Consider the following 16,247-nt stretch of genomic DNA (forward strand, 5'->3'; position numbering starts at 1 on the left):
GACTTCTGCTTACTCTACCGTGTCGTAGTCGTCTGCCTTGAATTCTCGAATTGGATGAAAAAGAAGGTGATACCGCTCAATTTGTCAATTCTCCGTCGCCTACTTTGACCTAGACCGCGGGGCATACGCCTCTCGCTATCCGGACTTGGCGCCACGCGCACTGAATTCCGAACAAGGAATTGCATGACATGCCCTCACATCTCGCTCGGCTTGGTGTCTTTCCAATCATCAACTGCGGTAGCATGCGGTCATTCTACGGCAACACGGTCGCACTGCCGGAAGTCGTCGAAGCCATGGCGGAAGCGGCACAAACCCACGTCATAATGGAAGAGTTGAAAGAAGCTGTGAGCCTACGCCTTGCAGAGCTCACGGGATTCGAAGCCGGGCTTGTGACCTGTGGCAGTGCCGCAGCGTTGTTCCTAGCAGCGGTGGCTTGCACAGCGGGAAACGATCCCGAAAAGATGCTGGGTCTGCCCAAGACTTTTGGAACCAAGAATGCAGTCCTTATGCCGGCTGCCCACCGGTTCATCTATGATCACGCTTTCCGGCTTGCCGGCCTGCGAATCGTCGAAGTGCACTCCCTGGCGGACGCCGCGGGCGTCCTGAAAACAGATTCAGTTGCGATGATTTGCTACCTTGGTATGCGCGAGAAAGCTGGAGCCATGCCGTTCAATGAGTTAGCACGTCTTGGTAGGGCTAATGGCACCCCAGTGGTTGTCGACGTGGCCTCGGAATTCTTGCATCGCCCCAACAAATGGCAGCAACATGGGGCCGACATCGTTATCTATAGCTGCGGAAAGTTCATGAGGGGGCCACAAGCGTCCGGCCTGTTGCTTGGCCGGCAAGATCTGATTGAAGCCGCCTGGCGCAATTCCGCCCCCCAGCAAGCGGCGGGCCGCTGCATGAAGGTAGGCAAGGATCAGATGTTGGGTGCGGTCATTGCTGTAGAGCAATGGTTCGCAGAGGATAGGTTTAACTTGGAGCTGGATCGGTGCTTTGATTATCTTGGCACCATAGAGAAGGAACTCAAGGAAGAGCCTCTGCTGAAGACTGCATTCCACCAAACGACGGAGTGGTCGGTTCCGAGGCTCCGAGTAAGCTGGGATGACATGCCGGCCAGCCCTCATGCCAATCTCTTAAGGGCGTCACTTCTCAAAAGTTACCCCCGCGTTCTGATTTGTGATTTTGGTATGACTTCGTCCAGCTTCCTCATTGATGCCTTCAGTCTGAGGCGGGACGACTGCCATATCGTGGCGAAGAAGATTGTGGAGTTTTTCCGTTCAGGCGCCTACAATGATCGGCCGGGTGACCAACTTCTGATGCTGAACGATCTCGCAGGTACCTGGGCCGTTGCCATCGATTTCTCAGCTGGTCGGGAGATGCACAAGTTCATCATAGAGAACTCTGCCAATGGACTTGACGCAGTTCATTCCGGCCTTTTGTTCGACGCTCCGCTGGTAGTTAAGGGAATGCTGGATCGGTTGGAGTTCACAAGCAAGGTGCCCTTCGAAGGCGTGCATCTCTACTATCGCTTCACTGGAAGGCCTGTGTCACACGGCCTTGAGGGAGATGTCGTGATGGGAGCGGCCTCTGCCACTAACAGCGGTCCTGTCGCTGCTGCACAGTTCGGGACCGCTCATTGGCGAGCAAAGCGCGTCGACTTGAGCGGCTAAATTGGGGTTTCGGGGAGGCTGGTTTGTGATTCAATGTGTGGACGGCCCCATTGAGCAAGAAGATTCTGACAGTGGCAATACTGAAGTGGTACGTTCATTCATGTGTTCGGCCTTTTTTGTGCGGCCTCGGGCGGCTGGCCATTATGGTGTCGGTGGATCGGGCCCTCATCAAGCTGCCGCGCTGCGATGGCGCGTTGAATCACTCAGGTTCTCCCGATCCCTGGCTTGACCGGATCTGCATCACTGATATCGTTCTCTTCTGCCCAAACTGGATGTCGCGCGACCGTCGGTTACCCTCGAGCCATTGACGGCGTCGCGCGGTAGTTTTCCTCACGCGCCATCACCACCCAGGCGATCGGCGCTATCTTATTGGCGACAGCGACTGTGACCAGCCGTGCCGGCTTACGTTCGAGCAACTGGTTCGCCCAGGTATTGACGGTCATCGCTTTTCGCCGCGTGTATCGGACGACCACCGTGGCGCCGTAGTTGTTTGATCATGATAGCGCATCATTGTCGTCCGAATCAAAGGATGCGCTATAGGCCAGGTTCTGCATGGGAGCGCCACGACGACAGAGGCGGTCCGTCGAGCGAAACAGCATAATCAAGAGAGGCTGAGGGCGCTGACGAAGCGATATGGCATCGATCAGAAGGTAAGCGCCCAGCCGCGGCCGTTCAGCCGGCGTGATGATTGAATGGCAGGAGTTGATATCAGAAGACGGATAGGAAGTGGAGGAACCGAACGTCGACTGCCGATCTTCCGACCGGGCCAAGAGAAGCGCGCTCAACAGTGCAGTCAGTCAAGGAGGAGGCGGTCATCGTCGCCTTTCGGCGCTATACGCTGCTGCCGCTGGACGATTGCCTGCGCTTCAGCCGACGATCCCGCATGTGTCGTTCTTCGTTACCTGCAGCGTCACGGGATAGGCAGATTGCCGGATGTCGAGGGTGACAGGTCGGCAGGGAAGAAGTGCAAGGCCTATCCGATCGGCTACTTCCACATCGATATCGCCGAGGTCCGCACCGAACCGAGCAGGGCAAGCTGCATATGTTCGTGGCCATCGACCGGAGCTCGAAGTTGCCTTCGTCGAACTGCATGAGAAGGCCACGACAGCGGTTTCGGCCGACTTCCTGCGCCACCTTCTTGATGCCATGCCTTACAAGATCCACACGGTGCTCACCGACAACGGCATCCAGTTCACGATCCCAGGCGCCGGCGGCTCGGCCGTCCCATTGATCAAGGAAGCCATGGTGGCGGGGCTCATGACTTCGAACACGCCTGTTCAAGGGCCGTTATCGATCACCGAACGACAAAGCCAAAGCACCCGTGGACCAACGGCCAGGTCGAACGCATGAACCGCACGATCAAGGACGCGACCGTCAAGCGCTTCTACTACGAAAGCCATGACCACCTGCGCCAGCATCTCGCCGACTTTGTCTCAGCCTACAATTTCGGTCGCCGACTGAAGACCCTCAAGGAGTACTCTGCACAACCTGGACAAAGAGACCGAACGATTCAGGCTCGATCCGACCATCAAACCTTGGAACTAATCATCTGGTCGGGGGCCAAAGCAATCCTTTAGCCGTATGTTTATCAGCCTTCATCCACACTGGTTTCATGCATTAGACTGCTACGCCGGCAGATTCAGCGGAGTTAGGATGGCTCAGTGTCGCGATCTCCCGGCTATAGCGGATACGCTGAAAGTCGGCCGACGCCGCCTGCAGGGTTTCACCGGCCAATCGGTCAATGACTTTATCCAAAGCTCCTTGCGCCTGGGAAAAATCAAGTAACTGGCGCCAATCGTCAGCGTTAGCCCAAGCCGCGCCAGCCACCCAGCCATGAAGAGTGGGATCATGCAGCACACGCAGGACAGCTCGTTCATCTGCATCCCTCGCGGACAGAACTTCACTGAACGATCTGGTAAGACCGTTCATATATAAAGCTTGTCTGACTCCGCCAAGGAGACGCGAGCCCGTTAGGATCGCCGAGGCAAAGAAGATGATGTAGGTGTTTGGGTAGAGCTTTCGCTGTCGCAGCATCTCTAGAATGACCGGCAGGTGCATCGGGACGGAATCGCATCCACTATCCATCCCGTCCTCAACTAGTCGGTTGTCAACCAGACGCAACTTTCGGGTTCTTCCGTTACGAACAAGCCAAAACATGTCGGTAGGGTAGCGAACTAAAGCAGCGGGCAATTCCGATTGCAGTCGACGGATAACGTCGTGCAGCCGCTGACAGCGATCGCGATCGAATAAGCAACGAGTGAGAATGCTGTCGCGATCTTGCAGATGCTCAATTACAAGTTCGACGGCGAAATCGTCATCCAGCACGATTTGCCGCGTATCTTTTTTGCGCATCCAGAGCTTGAGGAGCTGTCGATTTGCCTCGTGAAAGGCGACGCTGGCGCTCTCATATGTTTTGCCACCCAGCCATTGGCGCAAGCTCGTTGCACCGCTGGGCGCTCGGTCGGCGGGCGGTTCCAGTCGAAACTCCAGGGGGCCGCCTAAAGCACAAACACTGCTTCTCGCCAGGCACCGCCGGGACAGGCCGAAGACGTTGATTGGGACAGTTTCGATGGTCAGCCATCCCGGACCCTGGAATCGACCGGATTCCATGGTGACGGTGGAACACGGCAGTAACCACGCGAACCGCTGTCCAGAGTGAAGTGCCGCGATGTGCGCAAAGGCGACCATCGTGAACGTAAGTTCCTCGGCATAAAGCTGGACGTGTGGCCCTGAGTGCAACACTGGCGCAGTCCAGAACTCCTGCAAGGCGTTTTGCAAGACGCTCATACCGAGGCGTTCCCCATGAACGCGAGCAACTGCCGTCTCGAAGTGACGACGCCCGATCCGTCTCAACATCGGCGATCCAGGCACCCCTTCTACCATACTACGTGCATAGTCACCCAGCCGGCGGTGTGCGTTGTCGCGCAACTGCTGTGCGACTGCCGGAGAATAGGTGTCTAAAACGGATATCCAATCCACTACTGCCTCCAATCCGTCGCAGTCGACTGTGCAAGCGAAACAACTGTAAACAGCCAATATGTACGCGCTGTACCCAATCGCTGCAGGTGATTCGGTACAGCGGAGGGCGATAAAGCAGGCAAAGTAACTTGCACCCAAAACCGCAAACACCAAGGGCGAGACAGAACTATATCATAGATATGGGAAACAAAATTTAAAGTCTTTGTAAAGATTTATGGCGTCACCGGCAGATGGCATTTAGCTTGGGATTCATTGATTAATCCAGAAGATGACGGTGGCGGCGATGCAGATGGCAGACATGAAGGTGCGCACACAGCGGTCATAGCGAGTGTGGATGTGCCGCCAATCCTTGAGCCTGCCGAACATGTTCTCGATCCGAAGCGCAGGCGATAGAGTGCGGCGTCGTGCGGGATCGGCACCTTTCGATTGACCTTTGACGGGATGCAGGGGGTCATCCTGCGCTATGCGAGGGCTCGCGGAACCAGTCGGCGTCATAGCACCTGTCGCCGTAAGGTTTGGGCCCGGGCAAAGCGTCGATCATGATGGCAGCGCCTTTGTACTCGCTCATCTGCCTCTGGCTCTCAGCAGCATCACCAGCGGTCTGCCTTTGCCGTCGTGAGTGGATCGACCAGTGGGTGGCGTCCGCCGGGGTCGATCGCGGGTGCGCTCGATCACGGCAGCGACCTGATCGTCATCGATTGTGCGCGGACTGCCAAGGCGCGCTTCATCCAGCAGGGCGTCAACGCGCTGCTTCAAAAAGCGCCGCCGCCACTTGCCGACGGTATGCTCATGAACGCCGAGCTCGGCTGCCACGGACTTGCTGGGAAGGCCATCTGCGCACCGCAGAATGATCCGGCATCGTTCAGCATGGACCCGCCACACGACGCCGGCGAACCTGACGCGCTCAAGATAGGCCCCTCATCCGCACTCAACACCAGCGGCGAAATCGGCCGTCCCGTCGCATTGGCCATCCCCTCGCTCCTTCTTCAGTCGCGAGTCCCTATAATGAAATGAACTTCAGTTCCAGATGACTAGCGTCCCCTGAACATCGCAACCCTCCGAAATCGTCGAGACGCTCCGTGCCACACAGCCGGCAACCAAAGTGTGCAACAGATCCTTAAACTAAACTTACAGAATCTTTGCGGCCGCAGGGCCGCTGACAATGGTACGTTCATCGGGCTAAGCCTGGGCAGGTACGGATAACGACCTGACGCCATTTGCGCTCAGACCGCCGCACAGGCCGCAACGTCGGAGACAACTGCCATGGCAAGAAGAGCGCTCATCCTGGTTGAATATACAAAGTATAATGGTCCGCTATACGTCCAAGCGTCCCAGTGTCTTGGTCTTCATCCAATCATCCTGTCGGCTGATCCAGCTCAGTACGACTATCTTGCGGCCGAAAGCGTTGAGGCAATCCGGGTTGATACAGACAATCTCGATGCGCTGATCCGCGAATGTTCCCGGCTACGTGCGACTTATGATATTGCTGGCATTACGAGCGCCAGGGAGGCGGTCTATGCGACAGTTGGCAAGCTCTGCCGGCATTTCGATCTACCGGGACCGAACCCCGAATCCATTGAACGATGCTGCAACAAATTCACTCAACGTCAGCTCCTTGCGGACGCCGGTGTTCCAATACCTGCTTATCGCTTGGCGGCGAATGCGATGGATGTAGAATTCGCTGCCGCGGAGATCGGCCTGCCGGTCGTTCTGAAGCCAGCCGTAGGCATCGGCAGCATCGGTGTCCGATTGTGCCGAAACGCCGATGAGCTAGCCGAACATACTACCTATCTGTTGGGCGGCAGGCACATATGGCGGTCTACGCCGAGGATACTGGTCGAAGAATTCGCACAAGGCCCACACTACTGCGCTGACATAATGGGAAATGAGGTCATTGCGATTGCAGCCGCTGAGTTTGGCCCCCCACCGCATTTCGTCGTTCGTGAATACACCTTTCCGGCCCCGCTGAATGATGACGAGTATAAACGCATCGCCGATGTTTCGTTGAGATGTTTGCGAGCTCTCGACCTTGGCTGGGGGCCAACCTGCATTGAACTCCGGTGGACGGATCGTGGCCCAGTCGTCATTGAAGTAAATCCGCGCATGCCGGGTGGCGATCCTGAACTGATTCGGATTGCTTACGGCGTCGATCTCATCACCGAGCACCTCAAGCTTGTCATCGGCGAGGAATGGGATTTGCGCAAAAGGCATTCGCAGACTGTGGCCTTGCGGTCCTTAGTTCCTGATCGCGATGGCATCCTCAATTGGATCGATGGCGGCAGCCGGGCGGCTGCCGTACCAGGTGTCGTCGAGGTCAAATTTATTGTTCAACCCAAGACGCCGATCGTCAGGAAAGGCGATTACCGAGACTCTATGGGATCAGTCGTCGCCCTTTCACCCAGCCTTGCTCAGACCAAGGCGATCGTTCAGCGTGCCGTCGACTTAATCAGTTGGTCGATCACACCATTTCCGACCGAATAGGAACCAACAGCGCCCCCGGATGATCTCAATGACGAAGTCGACATGGGCGGCCTTGCCCATGAGCTTGAGCCGATCGTAGGCCGCGTCGACGAACAGATGCTTGACCCGAGCGCTTGCGGCTGACGATCTTCTTGCCCGCGCCATAGCCCCTTTGCCCCAGGGGCCGGAGCCTTCACCGATTGGCTTCTCTATTCGGCGGTTTGAAGTCAAGCGCCTTCTAGGTCCAGGACGTATTAAATCGCTTGTGGGGATAGCAATCGCCTGATTCAATGATGGCGCAGGGAGACGCTGTCAAGAGTGATTTGATCTGGCTGTCGGAAGCGCAGATGCGCCGCATTAAGCCAGATTTTCCGCTGTCCCAGGGGGTGTCTCGTGTCGATGATCGTTGGATCATCAGCGGCATCACCTTCGTGATTAGGAAGCCTGCGGTGGCGCGACGCGCCTGCGGAATACGGTTCACACAAGACGATCTACAATCGCTTCATTCGCTGGAGCAGGGAGCAGGCTGGGCGTGTTCAACAAGATTTTCGCCGCGCTCGCGGTGAAGGGCGGGAAGCCCACCAACTGATGATCGACGCGACCCATCTGAAAGCCCACCGCTGTTGGCGATGGCGACGCGATGGGTGTAGCGACCAGGGTAGGCGAGGACCTGTTCGGGACCGCCGAACGGGCTTGGCGAAGACGACCCACTCGATCCAGGGAAAGGTCGGCTTCCGCTGGAAGGATTATCGCCACCACGACAGCCCAAGCTCATGACCTTGAGCGCCCACGAGATCCCATGGGGAGTGAATAGCGACCACCGCTTCGGCAGAGTGTGATGTCGCCCACCAACCCTCAGGAGGTCCGCAATGCCAGTTGCAGCCAGCCGTAAAGAAGCTCCAGCCGCTATTCGAGTCGATCTTGCCGCAATCTTCGTGTCGTTGGAACTCTCGAGATCGAAATGGCTAATCACGTCACTTTCGCCCGGGGCGGGCGAGAAGATGTCGAAGCATATCGTGGCGGGCAGCGATGTTCCGGCATTGCTGGCGCGTTTCGCTGAGCTGCAGCGCAAAGCCAAGGCGCGCACCGGTCGAAGCTTTCGGATGGTATCAGTTCAGGAGGCTGGTCTCGATGGGTTCTGGATTCACAGAATCCTCGAACGTGAAGGGATCGAGAGTTATGTCGTCGATCCCGCGTCGATTGCTACGTCTCGCCGCCGCCGGCGGGCGAAGACTGACAAGATCGACGGTGAGGCCCTGGTCCGAGCACTGTTGGCTTACAAACGCGGCGAGCCGCGGGTTTGTGCAATGCTTCGGGTCCCAACCCCGGAAGAAGAAGACCGCCGCCGCTTGGTGCGTGAGCGTAAAGCGCTGACAAACGAGCGTGTCCGCCACGTCAACAGGGTAAAGGGCCTGTTGTTCGGTCAAGGTATCTCGGGATACGAACCGTTGCGGCGCGACCGGCGGAAGCGCTTGGACGACCTTGCGACCGGGGATGGTCGACCGCTGCCAGCGGCGCTGAAAGCCCAAATCAGCCGTGAACTCGATCGCATCGAACTGCTGATTGAGCAAATCAAACAGGTCGAGGCTGAGCGCGACCTTATGCTTGCCGCCGCGTCGGCATCGTCACCTGCCCCAGCGTTGTTACTTAACCTCCGAGGTGTTGGCCCGGAGTTCGGCGCCATTTTATGGTCCGAAGGGCTATCACGACAGTTCGATAACCGACGGCAGGTGGCCGCGTATGCTGGTCTCGCACCGACGCCATGGCAGAGCGGTCAGGTTGATCGCGATCAAGGCGTATCCAAGGCGGGCAACCCTCGACTGCGAACGACGCTTGTCCAACTGGCGTGGCTTTGGGTGCGCCATCAGCCAGATTCAGAGCTTAGCCGCTGGTTCAAGGCGAGGGTAACGAAGAACGAAGGGCGCTACAAAAAATCGACGATTGTCGCTCTCGCCCGCAAGCTGTTTGTCGCCCTTTGGAAGTACATCAATGCCGGGGTTGTCATCGAAGGCGCAGTGATGTCGGCATGACCCAATTACATCACTGTAAATAATCTACCGAAGGACAAGTGTCCTGGTAGATCCGGGAGGCGAACCGAGGATGAATATGGCTCTCAAGCCGTCCGACGAGAATGGTGTCGCTGCCTTGAGCTCAAATCCGCCGCACGCGGGATGTTGGTCTAGCCGCTTCGGCCGCTAACCGTATATAAGTTGGATCGGGTTCGTTCGCGAACCGCGTCATGAAGCTGAGCTCATACCGGATCTGCAAAAATTGTATCAGGAGGTCGAAATGCAGCCATACTGACCGATCCCCTTGACTATCCCCATATAGAGTTCATCCCGCGCTTCCTGCTGCACGCTCTTCCTGACGGATTCCATCGCATCCGCCACTACGGGCTCTTGGCCAACGGCCATCGTGTCGCTCGGTCCGTTGCCACGTAAAGCCCCAACATGGCCGACACCTCATGACACGCTGCGCATCGCCATGCTCTCACCATCCTTATCGGCGTCTGCCGCAGTCGCCGCCGGACCTTCGCGCGCCGCCAGCCAAAGTCATCCGCTTGGTCATCGCCAGCAACGCGACCGCCCCAGCTGCTGCGCCCAAATAAAACAGTCCCCAGAGCCCAAAAGCGTCTCCCAACCCCACTCTGAACGCATGCCAGACCAACTGGCGAACCCAGTCCCCCGCGCCTCGGACACACCGTCGAGCCTAAATCGCCACGGCCTTCCCCGCCATCCCGCGGAAGATGGAAGTGACCTGACGAAGCTCGGTTTCTGCCGTGAGACCGACCGCGGCTTCCAAATGCACTATCCGCGGCAACTCCCCGGAAAGATGATGTCCCGATCAACGAGGACGTTGGACTTGTAATCCGGCCGAATTTGAAGGTTGGGCTGAATGTCCATCTTGTCGCTGTATTGTTTTGGCGAGCGACCACAATTCCGTCTGCCCGAGCGCACGTCGCGCGACAATTTGAGTTCGGGACAAATCTGCTGATCACCTTCCCCTGGACTAACGCAATGCGGCGGATCTTTGCAATCGTCCCACGGCACGCTAGGAGGCACTTTAATTCCCCCTCGCTAGGGGTCCCGTTTCGCGCAAAAACAGGGGTCCCGGTGCGGTGATCATCTAAGGGCGGGAAGATGGGCCGGCGAGGTCAACAGCGGTCGCCAGTTACGGAATCCCACGCGTCCTGTCGCCTTTGTCGGGTCCGCTACACAGGGGCTTGTTAGCCCATCTCTTGTTTTTGCCTCACGCTAAGCAGCTGAAAAGCAAAAATAAAATTGTTTCGTCGGTTGGATCAGCCAAATTGGCACGAGTCTTGAGATCCTTAGGTGTGAGGCGGCTACAGCTGCCCGACCGGCATTCATGTCGCGGCAGCCGCGATGAATGGGAACGAAGGAAGGAAAGCTACATGTCAGGTTTGCGTCAGATCGCCTTTTACGGCAAGGGCGGCATCGGCAAGTCCACCACCTCCCAAAATACGCTCGCCGCCCTGGTCGACCTCGGGCAGAGAATCCTCATCGTCGGCTGCGACCCCAAAGCCGACTCCACCCGCCTGATCCTGAACGCGAAGGCGCAGGATACGGTCCTGCATCTCGCGGCAGAGGAAGGTTCGGTGGAAGACCTGGAACTCGCGGACGTGCTCAAGGTCGGGTACAAAGGCATCAAATGCGTGGAGTCGGGCGGACCCGAGCCGGGTGTCGGCTGCGCCGGCCGCGGCGTGATCACCTCGATCAACTTCCTCGAGGAGAACGGCGCCTACGACGACGTCGACTATGTCTCCTACGACGTGCTCGGGGATGTGGTGTGTGGCGGTTTCGCGATGCCGATTCGCGAGAACAAGGCCCAGGAAATCTATATCGTCATGTCCGGCGAGATGATGGCGCTCTATGCCGCCAACAACATCGCCAAGGGTATCCTGAAATACGCCCATTCGGGCGGCGTGCGGCTCGGCGGCCTGATCTGCAACGAGCGCCAAACCGACCGCGAGCTCGACCTCGCCGAAGCGCTGGCCTCCAGGCTCAATTCCAAGCTCATCCACTTCGTGCCGCGCGACAACATCGTCCAGCACGCCGAGCTCAGGAAGATGTCTGTGATCCAGTATGCGCCGGACTCCAAGCAGGCCGGGGAATACAGGGCGCTGGCCGAGAAGATCCACGGGAATTCGGGCCAGGGCACCATCCCGACCCCGATCACCATGGAGGAGCTCGAGGACATGCTGCTCGACTTCGGCATCATGAAGACCGACGAGCAGATGCTTGCCGAGCTTCAGGTCAAGGAAGCGGCCAAGACTGCCGCACAGTAGCGACTGCTGCCGACATGAGGCGCCGCCTGACCTGGTGCGCCTTTCAAAGAACGGCGCCTCGTCGGTGAGGCGTCACCCTGAACCTTGAAAGGGGTCCCATGAGCCTGCAATACGAGAATGACGGCGCCCTCCATGCGAAGCTTATCGAGGAGGTGCTGTCGCAATATCCTGATAAGTCGGCGAAGCGCCGCAGAAAGCACCTCAGCGTCGCAAAGAGCGGCGACGAGGCTGGCGAGGAAAGCGAGGTCCTTTCCGAATGCGAGGTCAAATCGAACATCAAGTCCATCCCCGGCGTGATGACGATTCGCGGCTGCGCCTATGCCGGCTCGAAAGGCGTGGTGTGGGGTCCAGTCAAGGATATGGTCCATATCTCGCACGGCCCGGTCGGCTGCGGGCAATATTCCTGGTCTCAACGCCGCAACTACTACGTCGGCACGACCGGCATCGACACGTTCGTCACGATGCAGTTCACCTCCGATTTCCAGGAGAAGGACATTGTTTTCGGCGGCGACAAGAAGCTGGAACGGATCATCGACGAGATCGAGGAACTGTTTCCGCTGAACAAGGGCATGACTGTGCAATCCGAATGCCCGATCGGGCTGATTGGCGACGACACCGAAGCTGTGTCCCGCAACAAGGCCAAGGAGCACGAGAAGACAATCGTGCCGGTGCGCTGCGAGGGCTTCCGCGGCGTCTCGCAATCCCTCGGCCACCACATCGCCAACGACGCGATCCGAGACTGGGTGTTCGAGAAGAAGGAAGTGGAGTTCGAGGCCGGCCCGTACGATGTCAATGTGGTCGGCGACTACAATATCGGCGGCGACGCTTGGGCTTCGCGCATCCTGCTTCAGGAGATGGGCCTGCGCGTGGTCGGCAACTGGTCGGGCGACGCTACGCTGGCCGAAATAGAGCGGGCGCCAAAGGCGAAGCTAAATCTCATCCATTGCTACAGGTCGATGAACTACATCTGCCGGCACATGGAGGAAAAGTATGGCATCGCCTGGATGGAATACAATTTCTTCGGCCCCTCCCAGACTGAAGCCTCTCTACGCAAGATAGCCAAGCACTTCGGGCCGGAAATTGAGGCCAAGGCCGAGGTGGTCATCGCCAAATACCGGCCGTTGGTCGATGCCGTCATCGCGAGGTACCGGCCGCGCCTCGAAGGCAGGACGGTGATGCTCTATGTCGGCGGGCTGCGCCCCCGTCACGTCGTCACGGCATATGAGGACCTGGGCATGGTGATCGTCGGCACTGGCTACGAATTTGGCCATAACGACGACTATCAGCGCACCGGCCACTACGTGAAGAAGGGCACACTGATCTATGACGACGTGACTGGTTACGAGCTGGAGAAGTTCATCGAAGGGATCCGTCCTGATCTCGTGGGCTCCGGCATCAAAGAAAAGTACCCGGTCCAGAAGATGGGCATACCGTTCCGTCAAATGCATTCCTGGGATTATTCCGGCCCGTACCATGGCTACGACGGGTTCGCCATCTTCGCCCGCGATATGGATCTGGCCATCAACAACCCGGTCTGGAACCTCTACGACGCCCCCTGGAAGAAAAAAGCCGAGCCGTCGGCGGCGATCGCAGCCGAATGAAAACCTGGCCTCCCGGAAGCCGGGAGGCCGCGAACGCCTGTGGCCGCTTGTCCGCGGGAGACCTGAAACTTTCGACGTCCCTGTGCCGCCGTATGGCGGGCCAGATGCAAAGAGGTAACCACCCATGCCGCAGTCGGCTGAAAAAGTTCTCGACCACGCGCCCCTGTTCCGCGAGCCGGAATACAGGCAGATGCTCGCCGAGAAGAGGCTGAATTTCGAATGTCCGCACCCGGACCAGATCGTTGCCGACCAACGCGAATTCACCAAGACGTGGGAATACCGCGAAAAGAACCTTGCTCGCGAAGCGCTTGTCGTGAACCCCGCCAAGGCCTGCCAGCCGCTCGGCGCGGTGTTCGCGGCCGCGGGGTTCGAGCGAACCATGTCCTTCGTCCACGGCAGCCAGGGCTGCGTGGCCTATTACCGCTCGCACCTATCGCGCCATTTCAAGGAGCCTGCTTCGGCAGTTTCCTCCTCGATGACCGAGGACGCGGCAGTGTTCGGTGGTCTGAAGAACATGGTCGATGGGCTCGCCAACACGTACCAACTCTACAACCCGAAGATGATCGCCGTCTCGACCACTTGTATGGCGGAAGTCATTGGCGACGACCTGCACAGCTTCATCGAGAACGCCAAGGACGAAGGCTCGGTCCCGCGCGACTTCGACGTCCCCTTCGCCCATACGCCGGCCTTCGTCGGCAGTCACGTCGATGGCTACGACGTCACGCTCAAGGGGATTTTGGAGCATTTCTGGAAGGGCGAGGAGCGAACGGAAGCCGAGGGAACCATCAACATCATTCCGGGCTTCGACGGCTTCTGTGTCGGCAACAACCGGGAACTCAAGCGCCTGCTCGATCTGATAGGCGTGTCCTATACTTTCATCCAAGATGCCTCTGACCAGTTCGACACGCCGTCCGACGGCGAATACCGCATGTATGACGGCGGCACGAAGATCGAAGACGTGAGGAAGGCACTCAACGCCGAGGCGACACTTTCGCTACAGCATTACAACACCCGAAAAACACTGGAGTATTGCGAGGAGGTCGGGCAGGCGATGGCCTCGTTCCATTACCCTCTCGGCGTCCAGGCGACCGACGACTTCCTGATGGAGGTCTCCGCGATTTCCGGCAAGCAAATCCCCGAGACAATCCGCCTGGAGCGCGGCCGACTTGTTGACGCCATGGCGGACAGCCAATCGTGGCTGCACGGTAAGAAATACGCCATCTACGGTGATCCGGACTTTGTCTACGCCATGGCCCGCTTCATCATGGAGACGGGCGGCGAGCCGACCCATTGCCTCGCCACCAATGGCACCTCGGCATGGGAAGCGGAGTTGAAGGAACTGCTTGCATCCTCGCCCTTCGGCAAGGATGCTCAAGTCTGGGCGGGCAAGGACCTCTGGGCGATGCGCTCGCTGCTCTTCACCGAGCCGGTGGACCTGCTGATCGGCAACTCCTATGGCAAGTATCTGGAGCGCGACACCGGCACGCCGCTGATCCGGCTGACGTTTCCGATCTTCGACCGCCACCATCACCATCGGTTTGCGCTTATGGGCTACCAAGGCGGGTTGCGCGTCCTGACGACGATCCTCGACAAGATCTTCGACAAGCTCGATCGCGAGACAAGCGAGACGGGCGTGACGGACTATTCGTATGACCTCACCCGCTAAGCGTGGCGGCCGGCTCTTCGCTGAGGCCGGTCGTCTTCCCGAGGGACTTTGGAGACCGACGCAATGTCCTCGCTCAGAGCCAAAATCCAGGATGTCTTCAACGAGCCCGCCTGCGAGCAGAACCGCGGCAAGGATGCCAAGGCGCGCAAAAAGGGCTGTTCGAAGCCACTGGCCCCCGGGGCGGCGGCCGGCGGCTGTGCCTTCGATGGCGCCAAGATCCTGCTGCAGCCGATCACCGACGTCGCGCAGCTGATCCATGCGCCGCTCGCCTGCGAGGGCAATTCCTGGGACAACCGCGGTGCGGCTTCGTCCGGGCCAACGCTGTGGCGCACGAGCTTCACGACCGACCTCACCGAACTCGACGTGGTGATGGGGCAGGGCGAGCGGAAGCTTTTCAAAGCGATCCGCGAGATCAAGGAAGCGTATGGGCCCCCGGCGATCTTCGTCTATCCGACCTGCGTGACGGCGCTGATCGGCGACGACATCGAGGCCGTCTGCAAGCGCGCGGCGGAAAAGTTCGGCCTGCCGGTGGTGCCGATCAATGCGCCGGGCTTCGTCGGCTCCAAGAATCTCGGCAACAAGCTTGCCGGCGAGGCGTTGCTCGATCATGTCATCGGCGCGGCGGAGCCCGACGATGCCGGCCCTTACGACATCAATATCCTTGGCGAATTCAACCTCTCGGGCGAATTCTGGCTGGTGAAGCCGCTCCTTGATCGGCTGGGCATCCGGGTGCGCGCCTGCATTCCGGGCGACGCGCGCTACCTCGACATTGCTTGCGCGCACCGGGCCCGGGCGGCTATGATGGTGTGCTCGACCGCGCTCATCAATCTCGCCCGCAAGATGGAGCAGCGCTGGGACATCCCGTTTTTCGAGGGCTCCTTCTACGGCATCACCGACACCTCGGAAGCGCTCCGACAAATCTCTCAGCTGCTGGTGAAGAAGGGTGCCGATCCGGAGATCCTCGGCCGCACCGAGGCGTTGATTGCAGAGGAGGAGGCGATCGCTTGGAAGAAGCTCGCGGCCTACCGGCCGAGGCTCGAAGGCAAGCGCGTGCTGCTCAACACCGGCGGTGTGAAGTCCTGGTCGGTCGTCCATGCGCTGATGGAGATCGGCATCGAGATCGTCGGCACCTCTGTCAAGAAGTCGACCGTCGAAGACAAGGAACGCATCAAGCAGATCCTCAAGGACGACAACCACATGTTCGAGCAGATGGCGGCGCGCGAGCTTTATGCCATGCTCTCAGAATGCAAGGCCGATATCATGCTGTCGGGCGGGCGCACGCAGTTCATCGCCCTGAAGGCCAAGACACCCTGGCTCGATATCAACCAGGAGCGCCAACATCCTTACGCCGGCTATGACGGCATGGTGGAACTCGTACGCCAGATCGACCTCGCTATTCATAACCCGATCTGGCGCCAGGTGCGGGAACCGGCACCATGGGATTGCCAGCCTGCGGTGAGGCAGGAACTGCCGCGCACGAAAAGCGAGACCGCGACCTTGCATGTTGTCCAGGAACTCGCAGGCACGACGGCCGGCAATTTCGGCGAGTGTTGAGGAGAGTC

8 protein-coding genes and 7 pseudogenes are annotated in these 16,247 nt (G+C 58.8%); 10 read left to right on the forward strand and 5 right to left on the reverse strand.

Going from position 1 to position 16,247, the window contains the following annotated elements; translation table 11 throughout:
• The first annotated feature begins 188 nt into the window (after positions 1 to 188).
• Positions 189 to 1,673 (forward strand): aminotransferase class V-fold PLP-dependent enzyme, encoded by a 1,485-nt coding sequence (locus X741_RS1000000167525; protein ID WP_051410458.1) that lies wholly within the window; start codon positions 189 to 191, stop codon positions 1,671 to 1,673.
• Positions 1,674 to 1,963: 290 nt separating this feature from the next.
• On the opposite strand, the pseudogene X741_RS1000000169755 reads toward X741_RS1000000167525, so the two are convergent.
• Positions 1,964 to 2,101 (reverse strand): annotated as a pseudogene (locus tag X741_RS1000000169755) (IS110 family transposase); the annotation flags it as partial.
• Positions 2,102 to 2,209: 108 nt separating this feature from the next.
• Between X741_RS1000000169755 and X741_RS01000000166610 the strand changes: the two are divergent.
• Positions 2,210 to 3,294, forward strand: a pseudogene (locus X741_RS01000000166610) (integrase core domain-containing protein).
• Here X741_RS01000000166610 and X741_RS151400 read toward each other — a convergent pair.
• Positions 3,291 to 4,460 (reverse strand): hypothetical protein, encoded by a 1,170-nt coding sequence (locus X741_RS151400; protein ID WP_031250092.1) that lies wholly within the window; start codon positions 4,458 to 4,460, stop codon positions 3,291 to 3,293. The pseudogene X741_RS01000000166610 and the gene X741_RS151400 sit on opposite strands and share 4 nt — an antisense overlap.
• Positions 4,461 to 5,268: 808 nt before the next feature.
• Positions 5,269 to 5,623 (reverse strand): annotated as a pseudogene (locus X741_RS1000000168380) (helix-turn-helix domain-containing protein); the annotation flags it as partial.
• A gap of 292 nt (positions 5,624 to 5,915) precedes the next feature.
• Here X741_RS1000000168380 and X741_RS151390 point away from each other — a divergent pair.
• Positions 5,916 to 7,133 (forward strand): acetyl-CoA carboxylase biotin carboxylase subunit family protein, encoded by a 1,218-nt coding sequence (locus tag X741_RS151390; protein ID WP_023778198.1) that lies wholly within the window; start codon positions 5,916 to 5,918, stop codon positions 7,131 to 7,133.
• Positions 7,134 to 7,142: 9 nt separating this feature from the next.
• On the opposite strand, the pseudogene X741_RS1000000170910 reads toward X741_RS151390, so the two are convergent.
• Positions 7,143 to 7,318 (reverse strand): annotated as a pseudogene (locus X741_RS1000000170910) (IS5/IS1182 family transposase); the annotation flags it as partial.
• Between the two features lie 87 nt (positions 7,319 to 7,405).
• Here X741_RS1000000170910 and X741_RS1000000170915 point away from each other — a divergent pair.
• Positions 7,406 to 7,628, forward strand: a pseudogene (locus X741_RS1000000170915) (transposase); the annotation flags it as partial.
• A gap of 103 nt (positions 7,629 to 7,731) precedes the next feature.
• On the opposite strand, the pseudogene X741_RS1000000171655 reads toward X741_RS1000000170915, so the two are convergent.
• Positions 7,732 to 7,803: pseudogene (locus X741_RS1000000171655) on the reverse strand (transposase); the annotation flags it as partial.
• A 178-nt stretch (positions 7,804 to 7,981) separates the two neighbouring features.
• Between X741_RS1000000171655 and X741_RS151385 the strand changes: the two are divergent.
• The 6 genes and pseudogenes from X741_RS151385 (at position 7,982) to nifE (ending at position 16,239) form a co-directional block, all read left to right on the forward strand.
• Positions 7,982 to 9,142, forward strand: coding sequence for an IS110 family transposase (locus X741_RS151385; protein WP_023778199.1), 1,161 nt, complete (start codon positions 7,982 to 7,984; stop codon positions 9,140 to 9,142).
• 300 nt (positions 9,143 to 9,442) lie between these two features.
• Positions 9,443 to 9,535, forward strand: a pseudogene (locus X741_RS1000000168390) (transposase); the annotation flags it as partial.
• A gap of 989 nt (positions 9,536 to 10,524) precedes the next feature.
• A complete protein-coding gene (gene nifH / locus X741_RS151380; protein WP_023763052.1) occupies positions 10,525 to 11,418 on the forward strand; it encodes a nitrogenase iron protein in 894 nt (297 codons plus the stop codon).
• A gap of 98 nt (positions 11,419 to 11,516) precedes the next feature.
• Positions 11,517 to 13,019, forward strand: a complete 1,503-nt coding sequence (gene nifD / locus X741_RS151375) for a nitrogenase molybdenum-iron protein alpha chain (RefSeq protein WP_023778201.1) — start codon at positions 11,517 to 11,519, stop codon at positions 13,017 to 13,019.
• A 124-nt stretch (positions 13,020 to 13,143) separates the two neighbouring features.
• A complete protein-coding gene (gene nifK / locus X741_RS151370; RefSeq protein WP_023778202.1) occupies positions 13,144 to 14,685 on the forward strand; it encodes a nitrogenase molybdenum-iron protein subunit beta in 1,542 nt (513 codons plus the stop codon).
• Between the two features lie 63 nt (positions 14,686 to 14,748).
• Positions 14,749 to 16,239 (forward strand): nitrogenase iron-molybdenum cofactor biosynthesis protein NifE, encoded by a 1,491-nt coding sequence (nifE, locus tag X741_RS151365; protein WP_023778203.1) that lies wholly within the window; start codon positions 14,749 to 14,751, stop codon positions 16,237 to 16,239.
• Positions 16,240 to 16,247: the final 8 nt, after the last annotated feature.

The organism is Mesorhizobium sp. LNHC221B00, from assembly GCF_000502935.1.
In the GTDB taxonomy this organism is placed as follows: Bacteria; Pseudomonadota; Alphaproteobacteria; order Rhizobiales; family Rhizobiaceae; genus Mesorhizobium; species Mesorhizobium opportunistum.

Coding starts and splice junctions, on each gene's coding strand:
- nifD (WP_023778201.1), top strand. CDS start 11,517: ATGAGCCTGCAATACGAGAATGACGGCGCCCTCCATGCGAAGCTTATC.
- X741_RS151390 (WP_023778198.1), top strand. CDS start 5,916: ATGGCAAGAAGAGCGCTCATCCTGGTTGAATATACAAAGTATAATGGT.
- nifK (WP_023778202.1), top strand. CDS start 13,144: ATGCCGCAGTCGGCTGAAAAAGTTCTCGACCACGCGCCCCTGTTCCGC.
- nifH (WP_023763052.1), top strand. CDS start 10,525: ATGTCAGGTTTGCGTCAGATCGCCTTTTACGGCAAGGGCGGCATCGGC.
- X741_RS151385 (WP_023778199.1), top strand. CDS start 7,982: ATGCCAGTTGCAGCCAGCCGTAAAGAAGCTCCAGCCGCTATTCGAGTC.
- X741_RS1000000167525 (WP_051410458.1), top strand. CDS start 189: ATGCCCTCACATCTCGCTCGGCTTGGTGTCTTTCCAATCATCAACTGC.
- X741_RS151400 (WP_031250092.1), bottom strand. CDS start 4,460: ATGAGCGTCTTGCAAAACGCCTTGCAGGAGTTCTGGACTGCGCCAGTG.
- nifE (WP_023778203.1), top strand. CDS start 14,749: ATGTCCTCGCTCAGAGCCAAAATCCAGGATGTCTTCAACGAGCCCGCC.